The organism is Nonomuraea aurantiaca, assembly GCF_020215705.1.
Classification (GTDB): domain Bacteria; phylum Actinomycetota; class Actinomycetes; order Streptosporangiales; family Streptosporangiaceae; genus Nonomuraea; species Nonomuraea aurantiaca.
The window spans coordinates 276063-290876 of record NZ_JAIWNB010000002.1; the positions used below are offsets into that span (position 1 = coordinate 276063).

14 protein-coding genes are annotated in these 14814 nt (G+C 71.5%); 11 read left to right on the forward strand and 3 right to left on the reverse strand.

The window, feature by feature from the left end; all coding sequences use genetic code 11:
• The 8 genes from LDL49_RS06985 to LDL49_RS07020 all read left to right on the forward strand — a co-directional run bounded on the left by LDL49_RS06985 (window position 1) and on the right by LDL49_RS07020 (window position 7602).
• Window positions 1–861, forward strand: a complete 861-nt coding sequence (locus tag LDL49_RS06985; RefSeq protein WP_225290098.1) for an ester cyclase — start codon at window positions 1–3, stop codon at window positions 859–861.
• Window positions 862–872: 11 nt separating this feature from the next.
• Window positions 873–1661 carry an alpha/beta fold hydrolase gene (locus tag LDL49_RS06990; protein ID WP_225290099.1) on the forward strand — a complete coding sequence of 263 codons (789 nt, stop codon included), beginning with the start codon at window positions 873–875 and terminating at the stop codon, window positions 1659–1661.
• On the forward strand, window positions 1658–2263 hold the full coding sequence (locus LDL49_RS06995; protein ID WP_225290100.1) for a 4'-phosphopantetheinyl transferase superfamily protein: 606 nt from the start codon (window positions 1658–1660) through the stop codon (window positions 2261–2263). Before LDL49_RS06990 ends, LDL49_RS06995 begins: the two co-directional genes overlap by 4 nt.
• On the forward strand, window positions 2251–3246 hold the full coding sequence (locus LDL49_RS07000; RefSeq protein WP_225290101.1) for a right-handed parallel beta-helix repeat-containing protein: 996 nt from the start codon (window positions 2251–2253) through the stop codon (window positions 3244–3246). The genes LDL49_RS06995 and LDL49_RS07000 overlap by 13 nt, the downstream gene beginning before the upstream one ends.
• The gene (locus tag LDL49_RS07005) at window positions 3243–4181 is read left to right on the forward strand and encodes an ABC transporter ATP-binding protein (protein WP_225290102.1); all 939 of its coding nucleotides are present in this window, start codon (window positions 3243–3245) and stop codon (window positions 4179–4181) included. Before LDL49_RS07000 ends, LDL49_RS07005 begins: the two co-directional genes overlap by 4 nt.
• A gap of 2 nt (window positions 4182–4183) precedes the next feature.
• Entirely contained in the window at window positions 4184–5362 is a 1179-nt protein-coding gene (locus LDL49_RS07010) for an ABC transporter permease (protein ID WP_225290103.1), read from the forward strand.
• Between the two features lie 53 nt (window positions 5363–5415).
• Window positions 5416–6537, forward strand: a complete 1122-nt coding sequence (locus tag LDL49_RS07015) for an ABC transporter permease (protein ID WP_308016086.1) — start codon at window positions 5416–5418, stop codon at window positions 6535–6537.
• 69 nt (window positions 6538–6606) lie between these two features.
• The gene (locus tag LDL49_RS07020; protein ID WP_225290105.1) at window positions 6607–7602 is read left to right on the forward strand and encodes a hypothetical protein; all 996 of its coding nucleotides are present in this window, start codon (window positions 6607–6609) and stop codon (window positions 7600–7602) included.
• Window positions 7603–7663: 61 nt separating this feature from the next.
• On the opposite strand, the gene LDL49_RS07025 is transcribed toward LDL49_RS07020, so the two are convergent.
• Genes LDL49_RS07025 through LDL49_RS07035 form a run of 3 tightly spaced genes read right to left on the reverse strand, consistent with a single transcriptional unit; the run spans window position 7664 to window position 11407 of the window.
• Entirely contained in the window at window positions 7664–8818 is a 1155-nt protein-coding gene (locus tag LDL49_RS07025; protein WP_225290106.1) for a cysteine desulfurase family protein, read from the reverse strand.
• A gap of 39 nt (window positions 8819–8857) precedes the next feature.
• Entirely contained in the window at window positions 8858–9742 is an 885-nt protein-coding gene (locus tag LDL49_RS07030) for an LPD16 domain-containing protein (protein WP_225290107.1), read from the reverse strand.
• 21 nt (window positions 9743–9763) lie between these two features.
• Window positions 9764–11407: a condensation domain-containing protein gene (locus LDL49_RS07035; protein ID WP_225290108.1), complete on the reverse strand. Its 1644-nt coding sequence runs from the start codon at window positions 11405–11407 to the stop codon at window positions 9764–9766.
• Window positions 11408–11680: 273 nt separating this feature from the next.
• Between LDL49_RS07035 and LDL49_RS07040 the strand changes: the two genes are divergently transcribed.
• From LDL49_RS07040 to LDL49_RS07050, 3 genes are read left to right on the forward strand one after another with little or no spacing between them, the layout of a single operon-like run.
• Window positions 11681–11911 carry a phosphopantetheine-binding protein gene (locus tag LDL49_RS07040; protein WP_225290109.1) on the forward strand — a complete coding sequence of 77 codons (231 nt, stop codon included), beginning with the start codon at window positions 11681–11683 and terminating at the stop codon, window positions 11909–11911.
• A 34-nt stretch (window positions 11912–11945) separates the two neighbouring features.
• Window positions 11946–13499 carry an acyl-CoA ligase (AMP-forming), exosortase A system-associated gene (locus tag LDL49_RS07045; RefSeq protein ID WP_225290110.1) on the forward strand — a complete coding sequence of 518 codons (1554 nt, stop codon included), beginning with the start codon at window positions 11946–11948 and terminating at the stop codon, window positions 13497–13499.
• Complete coding sequence (locus LDL49_RS07050) at window positions 13496–14719, forward strand: pyridoxal-dependent decarboxylase, exosortase A system-associated (RefSeq protein ID WP_225290111.1); 1224 nt, start codon at window positions 13496–13498, stop codon at window positions 14717–14719. Before LDL49_RS07045 ends, LDL49_RS07050 begins: the two co-directional genes overlap by 4 nt.
• Window positions 14720–14814 lie beyond the last annotated feature (95 nt).

Here is a 14814-nt window from a genome sequence, read left to right on the forward strand (position 1 = left end):
ATGGACGCCAGGAAGGCCGCCGAGCGGCACCTTGAGGCGTGGCAGGCCGCCGACCCCGAGGCCGTGGCCGCCACCGCCGCCTCCTACAGCGACCCCGACACCGGCGGCGAGCTGAGCGGGGCCGCGCTGGCCGCCCACGCCGCCGGCACGCTGGCCCGCTTCCAGCGGCCGAGATTCCTGGTGGACGAGGTCGTCGGCGACGGCGAGGCCGTCACGCTCTGGTGGACGCTCCAGGCCGACCACCGCGCCCCCTACCTGGGCATGCCCGCGGTCGGCGGGACCGTCGGCGTCCAGGGGAGCGACCTGGTGACCCTCGGCCCGGATGGTCCGCGCGTGCGGCGCCGCTTCGACCGGCTGGCGGTCGCGGAGGCGCTTGGCTACTCGGCGCGGTTCGTGCCGGCGGCCGACGCGGAGACGGGCGGGATCAGGCAGTTCGGCGTCAGCGCGCGCGTCCCCTCCGGGCGCACCGAGCCGCCGGGCGTGCTGACCGTGACCTGGCTGGAGGTCCGCGACGACGCGGAGGCGGCGGACGTGGACCTGCTCAGCGTGGAGGTCGTCAAGTCGCTGCGGGCCTCCAAGGGTTTCCTCGGCCTGGCGACGTTCGACGTCGGCGACCGCAAGTTCACCGTGACCGCCTTCGACCGCCCCGAGTCCGTCCGCGCGGTGCACGCCCGGCCGCACCAGCGGAGCATGCGCCGCTTCTTCAAGGGCGGCTTGTGCACCCGGGTGCTCACCAGCGTCTGGATCCCCTCCGACATCCGCGAGTACGCCCGCTGCCCCGACTGCGACACCGTCGTCCGGGTCGGACCGGACGCCGCCTGCGGCTGCGGGTGGATCCCGGGCGACGCCTCCCTACTGTGACTGGAGCCTTCATGTCCGACTTCACCACCGAGCACCGGCTCGGCCACCGCGAGGGCGGGCCCGCCGTGGTCTTCATGTCCGCGCTGTTCGCCGGCGGCTGGATCTGGGAGCACCCCTACCGCTACCTGGCGGAGGCCGGCGTGCCGGTGCTGCGTACGCACGAGGCGATCTGCGCGCTCGACCGCCGGGTGGCCGGCTCGATCGAGCGGCTGGGCGACGCGCTGCTGCACGCCTGCGACGAGGCGGGCGTCGAGGACCTGGTCCTCTGCGCCAACTCGCTCGGCGGCCTGGTCGCCATCGACCTGGCCGGCCGCCGCCCCGAGCGGATCAAGGGCATCGTGGTGAGCGGCGCCCCCGGACTGACCCCCGACCCCGACGTCGGGCTGAGCTTCGACCGCCGGGCCAGCGTGCAGCCGTTCGGCGACGACTTCGGCGTCCGCATGGTGTCCGCGCTCTTCCACGGTACGGAGCCCTACTTCACGCGGGCGCAGATGGACGAGGTCGGCACCATGCTCCGGCAGCCGGAGGCCATGGTCAGCATGGCCCGCAGCCTCAAGGCCACCCGCCGCTACCAGGTCAAGCCCGCGCTCGACAAGGTCCGCTGCCCCTCCCTGTACGTCTGGGGCAGGCACGACCGGATGACGCCGGTCGGCCCGTGGCTGGAGCTGCTCGCCGACTACCCGGAGAACGACGTGGTGGTGGTCGAGGAGAGCGGGCACATCCCGATGATCGAGCGGCCGGCCGAGTACAACGCCGTGCTCGAACCGTTCGTGGGCCGCTGCGCGAAGGTCGCGGCATGACGCTGTCAGCCGGGCAACAGCTCACCCGACCGGCCGCCCCTCCGGTTCTGCCGCCCGTGCTGGTGGGTGTGGACATCGTGGACGCGGACCGGCTCGCCAGGGCGGCCGGGCGCGGCGGCGCCGTGTTCACCGACCACCTCACCACGCCCGCCGAGCGCGAGCTGGGCGCGGAGGAGGTGGCCTTCTCCGTCAAGGAGAGCTTCATCAAGGCGGTGGGCGGGCGTCCGCCCGGCTTCACCTGGCACGACTTCGAGGCCCGCGCCGGGCGGCCCGCCGCCTGGGCGCGGCGGCTGCTCGACGAGGCGGCCGCGGAACTGACCGCCTCGACCGGGCTCGCGCTGACGGGCGGCTCGTCCTACGCCCTCCGGGGCGCGAGCGAGCAGGCGGCCCTGGTACGGCTGGCGCCGCGCCGGGGCCGGGTGGCCGGGGCGGCCCGGTGGGGGATGGGCGCGGGGCTGCTCGTCTCCCTGGCGATCGTGTACGCCGACGGTTTCGGCGATGGGTTCGGCGATGGTTACGCCGACGGTTTTGGCGACGGTTACGACGACGCTTCGGGCGGCGGTTTCGGCGGCAGGGAGGGAGACCCAGGATGTCCCAGGTGAAGCCGGGTGAGTCGATCCAGCGGGCGCTGGACGAGGCGGGCGCCGGCGCGACGATCGAGCTGGCGGCGGGCACGTACGCCGAGAACGTCTGGATCAGGCACGACGGCGTGGCGCTGACCGGCGCCGGGGCGGGCCGCACGGTGCTGGGCCCGGGAGACTCCGTGCCGGCGGGGATCCCGAAGCTGCACGACGCGGCGGCGGACGTCGTCAGCGGCATCAGCCTGCACGGCGTCCGCGACGTCACGATCACCGGGCTGAGCGTGCGCGGCTCGACCGGCGCCGGGATCTACGCCCACACCGTGACCGGCCTGACCGTCCGGGACGTCGAGACGGCCGGCAACGCCGTCTGGGGCGTCTACGTACGCGAGTCGAGCCGCTGCGAGGTGACCGGCTGCACCACGTCGGGCAGCCAGTACGGCGGCATCGCGCTCAGCTTCTGCCCCGAGGCCGATGGGCTGGTGGCGGACAACGAGAGCTTCGCCAACGCCTTCGGGATCTTCGTCGACAACTCCTCCCGCGTCAGGGTGCTGCGCAACTCCTGCCACGGCAACGCCGCCGGGCTGCTGATGCTCAACCAGACCTACGAGGGCGAGCCCGACGGCGGCGTGCGCGACTGCCTCGTCTCGGGCAACGACCTGTACGGCAACGGCCTGGCCGCGGGCGGCGACGCCCCCGACGCGCTGGGGGCCGCGGGCCCGCCGATCTCCGGCGTGGGCCTGGCGCTGATCGGAACGCACCGGGTCAGCGTCGTGGACAACCGGATCCACGACAACCAGCCCAGCGGCGAGTCGGTCATGGGCGCCGCGTTCGTCATGGGCTCGTCCAAGGACTGGGGAGGCGACGACGCCATGGACAACCACATCCTGTGGAACCGGGTGACCGGCAACAGCCCGCTCGACCACCAGCTCGGCGTCGACCTGGAACGCCAGGTCTGCGCGGGCAACATCAGCGACAAGGGTGAGCCGGACGGGTGGGGCCGATGACCGCCACGCTGGCCTGTACCGGCCTGAGCAAGAGGTTCGGCGACGTGCTCGCCGTACAGGATGTGGGGTTCGCCATCGCCCCCGGCGAGGCGTACGGCCTGCTCGGGCCGAACGGCGCGGGCAAGACGACCACCATCTCCATGCTCGTCGGCCTGCTCAAGCCCGCCACCGGGAACGTGACGGTGTGCGGCACGGACCTCGCCGCCGAGCCGCTGGCGGCCAAGGCGAAGATCGGCTACGTGCCGCAGGAGATCGCGCTCTACCCGGAGCTGACCGGGCGGGAGAACCTGCGCTTCTTCGGCCGGCTGTTCGGCCTGCCGCGACGGGAGCTGGCGGCGCGCATCGACGAGGTGCTCGACCTGGTCGGGCTGTCGGATCGGGCCGACGGCAAGCTCGGCACGTACTCGGGCGGCATGAAGCGGCGGATCAACATCGGCGCGGCCCTGCTGCACCGGCCCGAGGTGCTCATCCTGGACGAGCCGACCGTCGGCGTCGACCCGCAGAGCCGCAAGGCCATCCTCGACGGCGTGGAGCGGTTGGTCGCCGACGGCATGGCCCTGCTCTACACCTCGCACTACATGGAGGAGGTCGAGCGGGTCTGCGACCGGGTCGGGATCATCGACCACGGCCGGATCGTCGCCGAGGGCACCCGCCACGAGCTCGTCGCCATGGTAGGCAGCGCCGACACGATCGAGCTGATGCTCGACGGCGACGTGGACGGCGCGTTCGACAAGCTCCAGGCGCTGGAAGGCGTCGTCGAGGCGGTCAGGACCGGCACCGGCTCGGTGCGGCTGCTCGCGGAAGGCGGCCGCTACGTGCTGCCCGCGATCATCACCGCCGTGGACGGCCGCGCCACCGTGACCGCCGTCGAGGTCATCGAACCCGACCTGGAGGCCACCTTCCTCCACCTCACCGGCAGCAAGCTGCGGGACTGATCATGCTGAGACCCCTGATGTCCGTGGCCGCCCTGGAACTGCGTACCCGCTTACGCGATGGAACGGCCCTGGTGGTCGCGCTGATCGTGCCCATCGCGCTGGCCACCCTGTTCGGCCTCGCCCTGGGCGGCGACGATCCGCCGCTGCGGGCCACGATCGGCTTCGTCGACCTCGACCGCGGCGAGTTCTCCGCCAGCGTGCGGCGGGAGGTCATGTCCAACGAGCAGCTCAAGGGCACGCTGACGCTGCGCGAGCTGCCCAGCAGGCAGGAGGCGCAGCGCTCGCTCGACGCCGGTGACATCGGGTCGGCCATCGTGTTCCCGCAGGGGTTCACCAAGAGCGTCGGCGCGGGTTCGGGCGGCCAGGTCGCGGTGCTCACCTCCGCCGAGTCGCCGCTGGCCGGCGTGGTGGCGAACGCCATCGTCGACCGCATCTCCTCGGTGGTGGACGCCCGCACGCTCGCGGTCCGCGCCGCGCTCGCGTACGGCGTGGCCGGAGACCGGGTGAAGGAGCTGGTGGAGCGCAACGGCGCCGCCGGGCCAGGACTGAGCCTGGCCGACGACCCCATGGAGGGTGGCAAGATCGACCTGTCGGTGTACTACGGCTCCGGCATGGCCGCCCTGTTCGCCTTCTTCGTGGTGGGCGCCTCGTTCAGGAGCCTGCTCACCGAGCGACGGCAGGGCACGCTCAACCGGATGCGGGCCGGGCCGATCCCGCAGTGGACGCCGATCGCCGGCAAGGCGCTGGTGGGGTTCGGGCTGGGCGTGGTCAGCGTCGTCGCCACCTGGGCGTCCTCCTCGCTCATCTTCGGCACCAGCTGGGGCGACCCGGTGGCGGTCTTCGCGCTGCTGGTCGCGCACGTGCTCGCCGCCGCCGCGATCACCATGCTGGTGGCCAGCCGGGCCAAGACCGACGCCCAGGCCGACGGGGTGACCATGGTCGTCTCGTTCGTGATGGCGTTCTTCGGCGGCAGCCTGGTGCCGCTGTACAACCTGCCCGGGTTCCTGCAGAAGGTGGCGCTGCTCACCCCGAACGGCTGGACGTCGACCGGGCTGATCCGGCTCGCGGGCTCCGGCGGGGGACTGACCACGGTGATCGTCCCGATCGGCGTGCTGTGCGCGATCGCGCTGGTGGCGGGCGGCCTGGCCGCGGCCGGCTTCAGGAAGGGGCTGCTCGGATGAGGCCACAAGAGGCTGCGCGGATTCGGATAAGGCCACGTCCCATCCTCGCGCTGGTGGCGGCGAACCTGCGCCGGCTCTCCCGCGACAAGGTCGGCCTGTTCTTCATGGTGATCATGCCGTTCGTCAACATCGTGTTCGTCGGCATGGCGCTCGGCGGGGGTGCCGTGGGGGCCGCCAAGCTGCCCGTCGGCGTCGTGGCCGACGGCTCCGACCCCGTCTCGGCCGCCGTGCTCAAGGAGCTGCGCGCGCACCCCGACCTCGCCATCACGACCGTGGCGACCAAGCAGGACCTCCAGTCGGGCGTACGCGAAGGGTCCCTCGCCGCCGGGCTGGTGATCCCGGCCGGCTCGACCCGGCTCGAACTCGTCATGACCCAGATGAACGGCAGCGGCATGGCGGCCCGCAGCGCCGTCGACGTCGCGGTCGGCCGGGTGGCCGCTGTACTGGAAGCCACCAGGGCCGTCGAGGCCGCGGGCGCCACGCCCGCGCAGGCCGCCGCGCGCGTGCGCGAGGCACAGGCCGGCTCGGGCCGCGTCGCGGTCGTCGGCTCCGGTACGCCCGGCGCCACACCCAGAGGCTTCGCCTACACGGCCCCGGCCAACCTGCTGCTGTTCACCTTCATCAACTCCATGGCCGTCGCCGCCGCGCTCGCCGAGAGCAGGCGGCTCGGGATGCTCCAGCGCGCGATCACCGCCCCGGTCAGGCGCCGGTCGGTGCTCGCGGGGGAGGCGCTGAGCAGGTTCGTCGTGGCCGTCGCGCAGTCGCTGTTGATCATGGTGGTCAGCTCGCTGGTGTTCGGCGTGTCGTGGGGCGACCCGCTGGGCGTCGCCGCGGTGGTCGGCTCGTTCTCGCTGGTGGCCACCGGTGCCGCGATCCTGGTCGGCACCCTCGTACGCTCGCCCGCGCAGGCGCCCGCCATCGGGCCGCCGCTGGGCATCGTGCTCGGCATGCTGGGCGGCTGCCTGTGGCCCAGGGAGTCGGCGGGGGACTTCCTCAACTCGATCGGCTACCTGTTCCCGCACGCCTGGGGCATGGACGCGCTGCTGGCGCTGACCAAGCCCGGCACGGGCCTCGGCACGGTCCTCCCCGAGGTCGCCGTGCTCTCCGGGATGGCGGCGGCGCTGCTCGGCCTGTCGCTGTTCCTGTTCAACCGCCGCACTCGAACCTTCACCTGAGAGTTCCGTTTCAACCGTCGCACCCGAACCTTCACCGGATGAGTTCCGTTGAGTTGATGGGAGATCACGATGACGACTATTCCGTTGTATCCGGGGATGGCCCCCGTGGGCGGCGACCACGCCACCGACGTTTACCGTTACGCGGCCCGCAAGGGCGCGATCGAGGCGCTCGAGGTGGCCGCCGTCGATCTCGGCATTGGCCTGCATGAGATGCACGAGGCGGTGGCCCATCTGGTGGAGAACCGCCTGCTCATGATGGAGGACAGGGCGGGCCGCCGGTTCGTCCCCGTGGATCCCGAGGTGGCCGCGGCCTCGCTGGTCTCCTCCGTCGAACGGGAGATCTACCAGCGCCGGGAGCTGATCGACCAGATCCGCGAGCGGATCAGCGTGTTCCGCCAGGACTACACCGGCAGGACCTCGGCGCCCAGCGCGATCGAGTATCTGGTGGGGTCGATGGAGGTCCGGGGCTTCCTCAAGACGGCCGGTGACTCGTGCCGGGACGAGGTGCTGGTGCTCCAGTCGAGCCTGACCGACGCGGACGAGCTGTCGCAGGCGTACTCACCGCTGCTCGGGCGGGGGATCACCGTGCGCATCATCTGCCAGCACCGCAACCGGGCCGATCTCGCCACCCGGATGCGGATGAAGAAGCTGATCGACGCGGGAGCCGCGGTGTGCACCGTGAGTCACATCCCGCGCTCGGCCGTGGTGTTCGACCGGTCGCTGGTGGTGCTGTTCGGGCTGTCGGACGGGGAGACCAACGTGGCGCGGGTGCACAACCACGGGGTCGCGCAGTTCCTGCTGGACCTGTTCAACCACCTGTGGGAGACGGCCACGCCGCTGGAGGGCATCGAGGCCGGGTACGCCGACGTGGCCGACGACCTCCAGCAGGCCATCGCGGCGCTGATGGCCAAGGGCTACACCGACGAGGTCGTGGCGCGCAAGCTGGGCATGTCGGTACGCAGCTGCCGCCGGCACATCGCCACGCTGATGCGCGACCTCGACGCGACCAGCCGCTTCCAGGCCGGGGTGCAGGCGGCCAGGAAGTTCCTGCCCAACGGCGCGTGACAGGTGACTGCTCGTTGGCTTGTTCGTGCGGGCCCGCCCCCGGCGGGCCCGTCGCCGTACGTCATGTGGCCTGCATCGCGACCGACACCTCGGCCAGGTCCAGGGCCCGCTCGCAGACCAGCTCGACACCCCGCACCAGCTCGTCGAACGCCATGCGCGGGTCGAGGCACATCCGGATGGAGCTGTTCGCGTCCTCGGCGCTCACCCCGATCGCCGTCAGGACGTGTGACGGCTCCTGGGAGTCGGAGTTGCACGCCGACCCGGTGGACACGGCCACGGTACGCAGGCTGGAGACCAGGCTCTCCCCCCGGACCCCGGGCAGCACCAGGTTGAGCACGTGAGGCACTCCGTTGAGCGGATCGCCGTTGATCCGGACACCCGGGAGCCGGGTGGTGATCAGTTCGAGGGCCGCCTCGCGCAGCCGTACGGCCCGCATCCAGTCGTCGTCGAGCCGCCGCAGCGCCAGCTCGCACGCCTTGCCCAGCCCCACCACGAGGTGGGTCGGGATGGTCCCGCTGCGCAGCTCGTACTGGCCGCCGCCATACGTGATCGGCCGCAGGCGCACGCCGGGCCGCACGTACAGGGCGCCGATGCCCTTCGGGCCGTGCACCTTGTGCCCGGAGATCGACAGCGTGTCCACCCCGGCCTCGACCACGTCGATCGGGATCCGGCCGACCGCTTGGGCGGCGTCCACGTGCAACAGGCAGCCCACCTCGTGACAGAGCGTGGCCAGCTCCGCCATCGGCTGTATGGCGCCGATCTCGCTGTTGACCAGGGCGGCGGTGGCGACGCGGGAGTGGACGTCGAGCTGCTCGGCCATTCGGGTCAGGTCGATCAGCCCGTCCTGGCGTACCCCCATCGTGCGGGTCTCGATGCCCCGCCCGGCCAGGGCCCGGCCGATGGCCAGCGCGGACTTGTGGTCGGTCGGGCAGAACAGCGCGTTGACGGGCGCGCGCTCCTCATGGGCGAACATGCCCAGCAGCGCGATGTTGTTGCTCTCGGTCGCGCCGGAGGTGAAGACGATGCCGCGCGGGTCGGCGCTCAGGAGCTCGGCCACGGACACGGCGGCGAGGTCCACCGCCCGGCGGGCCCGCTTGCCGAGGACGTGCGGCGACGACGGGTTGCCGAAGTCCTCTTTCAGGTACGGCAGCATCGCGTCGACCACTTCGTCGTCCACGCGGGTGGTGGCGCAGTTGTCCAGATAAATGATCTTCATGGGCGGCCCGTCACTTTCGGTGGTCCGTCTCGCGCCGCGTCAGCTCCTGAACGTGCTGACCGTCACGAGCTTCGAGTAGATCTCGTCCGTGGACATCTCCCCGCTCCCGCCGGGGTCGGCGATGATCACCAGCATGTCCGACAGCCGGTACAGCTCCAGGGCGATGTCGACGCCCGTCTGGACGGGTGCGAGACACTCGCCAGGCGCGAAGATGACGATCGCCCGGTAGCCGGCGTTGTGCACCTCCGAGATCATCTCGGTGATCTCGCCGGCGCATCCGGTGATGCCGCAGCTGATCAGCGTGCGGTAGTTGCCCTCGTCGTCGAGGAAGGCCACCTCGGTGTCCTTCGTGCCTGACTCGAGATACCGCTTCTCCAGCCGTCCCTGCTTGACGAATCGGTCGGCGGCCTTCTGGAAGCGGTACTTGAGCCAGGTCTCGGGGAAGGCCAGCGGGTGCTTGCGGCTCGGCAGCACGCGATCCGGCCCGAACCCGGCCTCGCTCAGGATCCGCTCGTACTCCTCGGGCAGCCCGGTGAAGCGCTCGAAGAACTCCGCCCGCAATTCGCTCGCCGGGCGGCCCGACGTGGGGACGTACTGCCAGTCGTTGACCAGCAGGAGCAGCCGCACGTCGGCGCAGGTCCGCGCGTACGACCTGAGGAGGTCGGCCGACAACTGCCAGCTGTACTCCGGGAAGATCCCCACCCGGCCGGCGATCCGGCGCCGCATCAGCTCGGACTCTTGCGCCTCGATGACGCCGGGGACGAGTTTTCCCTCGTCCTCGAAAAGCATGAAATGGCCGCCCATGATGACCAGGTTCTCTATGCCGGAGGCGGTCAGCTCACGGTCTATCAGCCGGCGCAGCTCCTCTTCGGAGCCGACGAGCTGGTGGCTCTTGGATACTCGGGCGGCGAGCGCGTCTGTCATGGTGGACCACTCCAGGGTGGGTCAGGGCTGGGTGAGTACGTGCCTCGGAGACTCGATGACGGCTTCCGGGGTGATCTCAGGGGTCAGCTTGCGGGCCAGTGCCCGCAGCGGCTGGGGGCCGGCCAGGTGGTGGACGGAGGCGCCCGCCCATCCGTGGGCCGCCAGCAGGGCCAGGACCCGGGGGATCCGCAGGGCCCGGCCGCCGGCGAGCGTGTAGCTGTCGGACAGATCCACTTCGCTGAGCCCGTTCACCTGCCGGACGACCTCGGCGAGCGCCTCCTCGGCTTCGGGGGCGTTCTCGGATGTTCTGTCGCGGACGGGTGTGCTGTGGGGCGCCGGTGTGCTGAAGTCGGCGAGGCGCGTGACGTCGCTGATCCGGATGTCGGCCCCGGCGAGCAGGACGGTCTCGTAGCCGCGCAGGAAGCGCTCCATGTCTCCGGCTCCCATGACCGAGGACCGGGCGTGGAAGCCGACGACGACCGCGTCGCGCCACTCGTCGATCCTGAAGTACGTGTCCATCTCCTCGTACGCCCAGGCCGTCGGCACCGGCTTCCAAGTGAACGTGGTGCGGCGGGCCCGCGCCTCGCTGGAGCGCTGCTTGATGAAGTTGACCTCCGACCCGAGGCGTACCGGCCGGCCACGCCGCGATCCCTCGCGCGACACCAGCTCCACGACCTCGTCGTAGGGCACGGACGAGTGCGTCCGGGCGAGCTCGAAACGCTCGGCCACCCGGCGCAGCAGCTGCGCGAACGTCGGGTCGTCGTGGCAGTCGACGGTCACCAGCATCGGCGCGAACATGCACGTCATCACGCCCGCGTACGGGCCGGGCTCGCGGTTGCCGGAGAACGACAGGTGCGCGACCGTGCCGAGGCCGGTGTAGGCGGCCATCATGGCGGTGTACGCGGTCACGTGGACCAGCGACGGCCACACCTGGTCCGTGGCGGCGATGCGCCGCACGGCGTCGAGCAGCGAAGGAGACGTCAGGGTCGCACTCCGAGCGACCGGCTCGCGGTCGGGGGTGCGTCGGGCGGCGAACGGGTCGGCCGGGAGGCGGGCGATCTCCTCGCCCCAGTACGCCAGGGAGCGGGCCGCCACGGCGGTGGCCTCGGCCGACGACTCGTGGCGGGCCAGGTCCGACGGCTGGTTGCGGACGGGTTCCAGGGCGGCCGGCCGCCGGGAGCTGAAGCCGGCGCACTGAACGGTGAGCTCGCGCTTGATCTCCCGGACCGTCCACGCGTCCACGGCCAGATGGTTGAGCACCAGGACAATCTGCTTGGGGACGCCGCCCGTGGTGATGACACAGGCGCGGATCGGCCAGTCGGCGTCGAGGCGGAAGGCGGTGGCGCCGAGCCGTTCGACGATCTCGGCGGGGGCAGGGGTGCCGTCGCGTTCGGTGGTCGCCAGGAGGATCGGCAGCGCGGCCGGCGGGTGCACCTGCTGGCGCGGCTCCGGCCCGGGGTCGAGGTGGTACGTGGTCCGCAGCGACTCGTGGCGGCGCGTCAGGTAGTTGATCGCCGCGCGGCAGTTCGCCACCGTGACGTCGTGCGGGATGGCGAGCCGCAGCACGATGTGCGTGTCATGCCGTTCGCCCGGCGGCAGCCGGTGGTATTTCAGCCACATGTAACGCTGGCCCCAGCACAGATTCGCGTTCTTCGCGGCGGACAACTCAGCCTCCCCATGTGCGCCGGTCGCCGGTTAATGTGCTTCATAATCTGCGCCGGTGAGCGGTGCGACAACCGGGCGCCGATGACCGGCTCCGGAAGGCGATTACCTGCCAATGGCTCCGGTTGCTTTTCTGGAATGGCGGCCTTGACGCTTCGCCGCGTATTCGGCCAAGCTCGGAGCGGACAGCATGGAGCGGCTCGGCTTTCGGCCTGAGGTGGCGCGGTGACTATGTTGGAAATACCACCCGAGTTTCAGAATATTCTGCGCTCGCATTTGCCGTACGCGGACGCGGGCGACTTCTCCGCGTCGGACGAGCTGGCGGGCCTCGGCCTCGACTCGATGGGCGTCGTGCGGTTGCTGGGCGACATCGAGGACCGCTACGACATCGAGCTGCCCGACGACCTCCTCAACGAGGAGACGTTCGACACCGTCGGCTCGCTGTGGCAGGCCCTATCCGCTCTCCTTAACGTCCACGCTCATTGGCCCCCAAGGAACCGTCGGTGACGAGCGAACTCCGTTACGAGTGTGAGGATCGCCGATGCTGACGCGAGTCGACGACGTGGTGCGGTGCGGCGACCCTGATCGCCCCGCGGTGACCTACCAGGACGAGACGCTCAGCTACGGCGAGCTGGCCCGCCGCGTCGGCCGCGCCGCGAGCGGGCTGCGCCGTCTGGGGCTGCGCCGGGGCGAGCGGGTCGTCGTCTACCTGGAGAAGCGGATCGAGACCGTCGTCGCCATGCTCGCCGTGTCCGCGGCCGGCGGGGTGTTCGTCCCGGTCAATCCGCTGTTCAAGCCGCAGCAGGTGGGCTACGTGGCCGCCGACTGCGGGGCGGTCGCGGTGGTCACCTCGGTCGAACGGCACCGCCTGATCGGCGCCCGGCTCCAGGAGGTGGAGTCGCTGCGCCATCTGATCCTCATCGGCGACCGGCCGCGCGTCCCGGAGCCGCGCCCGATCACGACCTGGTCCGAGCTGTGCGCTTCCGACGACGACGCACCGGCTCCTGAGGGCGCGATCGACGCCGACGTGGCGGCGATCCTCTACACCTCGGGCAGCACCGGCAGCCCCAAGGGCGTCGTCCTTTCGCACCGCAACCTGCTCGCCGGCGCCCGCAGCGTCGCCCACTACCTCGGCCACACCCGCGACGACGTGGTGCTCGGCGTGCTCCCCCTGAGCTTCGACACCGGCTTCAGCCAGCTCACCACCTCCTTCATCGCGGGCGCGCACGTCGTCCTGATGAACTACCTGGTGCCCGGCGCGGTCGTCCGCCTGTGCGCGCGGCACGGCGTCACCGGGCTGACCTGCGTACCGCCGCTGTGGCTGCAGCTCGCCGCGCAGACTTGGCCGGAGGCGGCCACCCGTCGCCTGCGCTACTTCGCCAACACCGGCGGGCGACTGCCCAAGCCCGCGCTGGACTCGCTGCGGGCGACGTTCCCGCAGGCCAGGCCGTACCTCATGTACGGGCTGACGGAGGCGTTCCGCTCCACCTACCTCGACCCCGAGCAGGTCGACCGCCGGCCCGACTCGATCGGGAAGGCGATTCCCAACGCGGAGATCCTCGTCGTACGCCCGGACGGCGGCGTGTGCGAGCCCGGCGAGAAGGGGGAGATCGTGCACCGTGGCGCGCTCGTGGCGCTCGGCTACTGGAACGACCCCGAACGTACCGCCGAACGGTTCCGCCCCTACCCGCCGGGCGGCAGCCCGTGGGGGAGCGAGCTCGCGGTCTGGTCAGGCGACGTCGCCTACCGCGACGACGAGGGATTCATCTACTTCGTGGGACGTACCGACGAGATGATCAAGACTTCCGGATACCGGGTCAGCCCCAGCGAGATCGAGGAGGCGGCCTACGCCACCGGGCTGGTGGGTGAGGCGGTGGCGTTCGGCGTCGCCGACGACACGCTCGGCCAGCAGGTGGTGCTCGTCGTCAGCGGGCCGGGCGGCGCGTCGTGCGACACCGAGACGCTGGTCAAGGCGCTCGAACGCGACCTGCCGCGCTACATGGTCCCGCGCCGGGTGGTGGCGCGCGACCGGCTGCCGAGATCGGGCAACGGCAAGTTCGACCGTACGGAGCTGCGCAGGTCGGTGACCTGGTGACCGCCATCCCGAGCGGCTGGTACGGCAGGCACGACTGCCAGCTCACCGTGGGCGGCGTCCCCGTCGAGCGGCTGGCCGCCCGCGTGGGGAGCACGCCGTTCTTCGCCTATGACAGGGAACTGGTCAACCGGCGGGTGGCGTCGGTGCGCGCGGCCCTGCCCGTGGACGTCGAGCTCAGCTACGCGGTCAAGGCCAATCCGATGCCGGCCCTGCTCCAGCACATGAGCGGCCTGGTCGACGGCTTCGACGTGGCCTCCGCACAGGAGATGCGGCACGCCCTCGACACCCCGGCGCCCGCCTCGCGGATCAGCTTCGCCGGGCCCGGCAAGTCCATGGCCGAGCTGTCGCAGGCGGTCGCCGCCGGCGTCACCGTCGAGCTGGAGTCCGAGCTGGAGGTGGAGCGGGTCCGGTCGGCGAGTGCCGCCGTGGGCATTCCCGCGCGGGTCGCGTTGCGCGTCAACCCCGACTTCGTGATCCGCGGCTCCGGCCTGCGGCTGGGCGGCGGGCCGCAGCAGTTCGGCATCGACGCGGAGCGGATCCCCGCCGTCCTGGCCGGGCTGACCGGCGACGAGCTCGACTTCCAGGGCTTCCACGTGTTCGCCGGCTCACAGAACCTGCGGGTCGACAGCATCTGCGAGGCGCAGCGCCGTACCGTCGAGCTGATTCTCGGCTTCGCGGACGCGGCGCCCGGGCCCGTGCGCTACGTCAACCTCGGCGGCGGCTTCGGCATCCCGTACGCGCTGCGCGACCGGCCGCTCGACCTCGGCCCGATCGGCGACAACCTGGCGCGGCTGGTCGACGGGCTGGTCCGGCCCCGGCTGCCGGAGGCGCGGGTCGTCGTCGAGCTGGGGCGCTATCTGGTCGGTGAGGCCGGCGTGTACGTCACGCGCGTGGTGGACCGCAAGGAGTCGCGCGGCAAGGTGTTCGTCGTCGTGGACGGCGGCCTGCACCACCAGCTCGCGGCCTCGGGCAACTTCGGCCAGGTGATCAGGCGCAACTACCCGATCGCGGTGGGGAACCGGATGGACGACCCGCCGGAGGAGACCGTGACGGTGGTCGGCTGCCTGTGTACCCCGCTCGACCTGCTGGGGGACGACGTCTCGCTGCCCAAGGTGGGGGTGGGGGATCTGATCGTGCTGTTCCAGGCCGGTGCGTACGGGCTGACGGCGAGCCCCACCGCGTTCCTGAGCCACCCGGCGCCGGTTGAGGTGCTGGTCTGAGCCCGCAACGAAGGCCGCCCGCAGTCCCAAGGGATCTGCGGGCCTTTTGGCGGGCGCTTCGTGACGGTGAGTGGGACCTGCGGCCCTTAGGGCGG

Coding starts and splice junctions, on each gene's coding strand:
- LDL49_RS06985 (WP_225290098.1), top strand. CDS start 1: ATGGACGCCAGGAAGGCCGCCGAGCGGCACCTTGAGGCGTGGCAGGCC.
- LDL49_RS06990 (WP_225290099.1), top strand. CDS start 873: ATGTCCGACTTCACCACCGAGCACCGGCTCGGCCACCGCGAGGGCGGG.
- LDL49_RS06995 (WP_225290100.1), top strand. CDS start 1,658: ATGACGCTGTCAGCCGGGCAACAGCTCACCCGACCGGCCGCCCCTCCG.
- LDL49_RS07000 (WP_225290101.1), top strand. CDS start 2,251: ATGTCCCAGGTGAAGCCGGGTGAGTCGATCCAGCGGGCGCTGGACGAG.
- LDL49_RS07005 (WP_225290102.1), top strand. CDS start 3,243: ATGACCGCCACGCTGGCCTGTACCGGCCTGAGCAAGAGGTTCGGCGAC.
- LDL49_RS07010 (WP_225290103.1), top strand. CDS start 4,184: ATGCTGAGACCCCTGATGTCCGTGGCCGCCCTGGAACTGCGTACCCGC.
- LDL49_RS07020 (WP_225290105.1), top strand. CDS start 6,607: ATGACGACTATTCCGTTGTATCCGGGGATGGCCCCCGTGGGCGGCGAC.
- LDL49_RS07025 (WP_225290106.1), bottom strand. CDS start 8,818: ATGAAGATCATTTATCTGGACAACTGCGCCACCACCCGCGTGGACGAC.
- LDL49_RS07030 (WP_225290107.1), bottom strand. CDS start 9,742: ATGACAGACGCGCTCGCCGCCCGAGTATCCAAGAGCCACCAGCTCGTC.
- LDL49_RS07045 (WP_225290110.1), top strand. CDS start 11,946: ATGCTGACGCGAGTCGACGACGTGGTGCGGTGCGGCGACCCTGATCGC.